Raw genomic sequence first — 2,369 nt, forward strand, 5'->3', positions numbered from 1 at the left:
GCTGCGCCGCGCGGCCGGCACCAGCGGCACCCGCGCCGCACCGGTAGAAGCACCGCACAAGGCCCGCCTGGTGCTGGTGCTGGGTGTGCGTGCCGGCGTCGGCAGCAGCACGTTGGCCGCACACCTGGGCGTGCTGGCGCAGCAGCTGAGCCAGCCGGCAGCCGCCGATGGCAGCGATCCGACCGCACCGGCTACTGCCAACAGCACGCTGCTGCTGGACCTGGGGCAGCCCGCCGGCGACACCGCGCTGTACCTCAACCTGGACAGCCAGTTCCACTTCGACGACGCCCTGCGCCACGCCGGGCGCATTGACGCCACCCTGGTGCGCACGGCGATGACCCGGCACAGCGGCGGCCTGACACTGCTGGGCCAGCCGGCCGGCAGCGACGGCGGCCTGCTGCCCGACCCGGCCGTGCTGGTGCAGCGCCTGCGCGGCGTGTTTGAAACCGTGCTGTGCGATCTCGGCGGCGTGCCGGTGCGACAGATTCCGCGTTCGCTGTTCAACAGCGCCGATGAGATCTGGCTGGTCGCCGACCAGGCCATCGGCACCCTGGTCTCGCTCGACCAGGTGCTGAAGCAGCTGGAAGCGCTGGGCCTGCGTGACACGCGCCTGCAGCTGGTGATCAACCGCCATGAAGAAGACGGCGGCCTGAGCCCGGCGCAGATTTCCGAGCGCTTCAGCCTGCCGCTGCTGGCCACCCTGCCGGACTGTCACCGCCTGCGCAGCAGCGCCAACCATGGCCATCTGCTGCTGCAGGACGCACCGCGCGACCCGTACCTGCGTGCACTCACGCCGCTGCTGCTGCACCTGGACCAGGCCGCCGCGCGCGCCCTGCCGCGCAGCTGGCGCGAAAAACTGGCACTTGCCCTGGGGGGCCTGCAATGGAAGACAAAGTGACGCCCTTTGCCAGCGAGCGCGGCGACGCCCCGGATGCAGCGGGTGCCGTGGCCACTCCGTTCGCCCAGTCCGACGAGTACCAGAAGGTGCTGGTGGCCGCGCACGAACACCTGCTCAATGCGATCGAGGACGAGCGCATCGACATCGATGCCTGGGCTCCAGATACCGTCGCGCGTTACGTGCACACGCAGACCGCGCAGTTCGTGCAGCAGTGGCGCATTCCGGTCAACGAAGCGGAAATGGACGTGGTGGCCGCTGCCCTGGTGAAGGAGCTGACCGGGTTCGGACCGCTCGACGATCTGCTGCATGACCCGGCCATCGAAGACATCCTGATCAACGGCTACAAGGACATCCATGTCTCGCAGGGCGGCCGGTTGGTGCGCGCGCCGCAGCGTTTCAGCGACGACAGCCACCTGCTGCGCATCCTGCGCCGCATTCTGGCCCCGCTGGGCCGGCGGCTGGACGAGTCCAACCCGATGGTCGACGCGCGCCTGCCCAACGGTGGACGCCTCAACGCGATCATCTCGCCACTGGCGGTCGACGGCCCGATGGTGTCGATCCGCAAATTCCGCAAAGACCCGTTCACGCCCGATGAGCTGCAGCGGATGGGCACCTTCGACACCGCCATGCAGGCCTTGCTGCATGCCATGGTGCTGGGCCGCTGCAACATCCTGGTGTCCGGCGGCACCAGCTCGGGCAAGACCTCGCTGCTGAATGCCCTGGCCAGCTACGTTCCGGCCGAGGAACGGGTGATCACGGTGGAGGACACCGCCGAACTCTCGCTCAACCATCCGCATGTGGTGCGGCTGGAAAGCCGCCTGGGCGGCGCTGACGGGCACGGCGCGGTCAGCATCCGCGACCTGGTGCGCAACAGCCTGCGCATGCGCCCGGACCGCATCGTGGTCGGCGAAGTGCGCGGCGCGGAAGTGCTGGAAATGCTGCAGGCAATGAACACCGGCCACGACGGTTCGATGGCGACCATCCACGCCAACTCGCCGCGCGACTGCCTGTACCGGATCGAGATGCTGGCCGGCTTTGCCGGCTTCCAGGGCAGCGAGGACAGCCTGCGCCGGCAGATCGCCAGCGCCATCGACTTCATCGTGCAGATCTCGCGCCTGGGCAGCGGTCGCCGCGTGCTGGTGTCGATCACGGAAATCACCGGGGTCAGCGACAACCTGATCAGCACCCAGGAGATGTTCCGTCACGAAGTGATGATCGACGCCGACGGCAAGGAACGCGACCGCTGGGTCGGCCTCGGCTTCCAGCCGCATTCGCACAAGCTGGAGCCGTTCCGTCGGCTGCTGCGCGAAGCACTCGACGGAGGCTACTGAGCATGACCGGGGTGCTGCTGCTGTGCAGTGCGGTGCTGGTGCTGGTGGCCGTGGCCATCGAGCTGTGGTGGGGCGCGGCCCGCCGCGAGCGCCAGCGCGCCTCGCTGCAGCACACCGAACAGCGCCTGGCCGCGGCCCCG

General features: G+C 69.1%; 2 protein-coding genes. Both read left to right on the top strand.

Annotation, left to right across the window (positions count from 1 at the left end):
• The coding region (locus RT551_RS21510) for a fimbrial protein (protein WP_313462241.1) at window positions 1-898 on the top strand (898 nt) is incomplete at its 5' end.
• The gene (locus RT551_RS21515; protein WP_313462243.1) at window positions 883-2,229 is read left to right on the top strand and encodes a CpaF family protein; all 1,347 of its coding nucleotides are present in this window, start codon (window positions 883-885) and stop codon (window positions 2,227-2,229) included. The genes RT551_RS21510 and RT551_RS21515, both read left to right, overlap by 16 nt.
• Window positions 2,230-2,369: the final 140 nt, after the last annotated feature.

The organism is Stenotrophomonas sp. (genome assembly GCF_032103445.1).
Classification (GTDB): Bacteria; Pseudomonadota; Gammaproteobacteria; order Xanthomonadales; family Xanthomonadaceae; genus Stenotrophomonas.

Coding starts and splice junctions, on each gene's coding strand:
- RT551_RS21515 (WP_313462243.1), top strand. CDS start 883: ATGGAAGACAAAGTGACGCCCTTTGCCAGCGAGCGCGGCGACGCCCCG.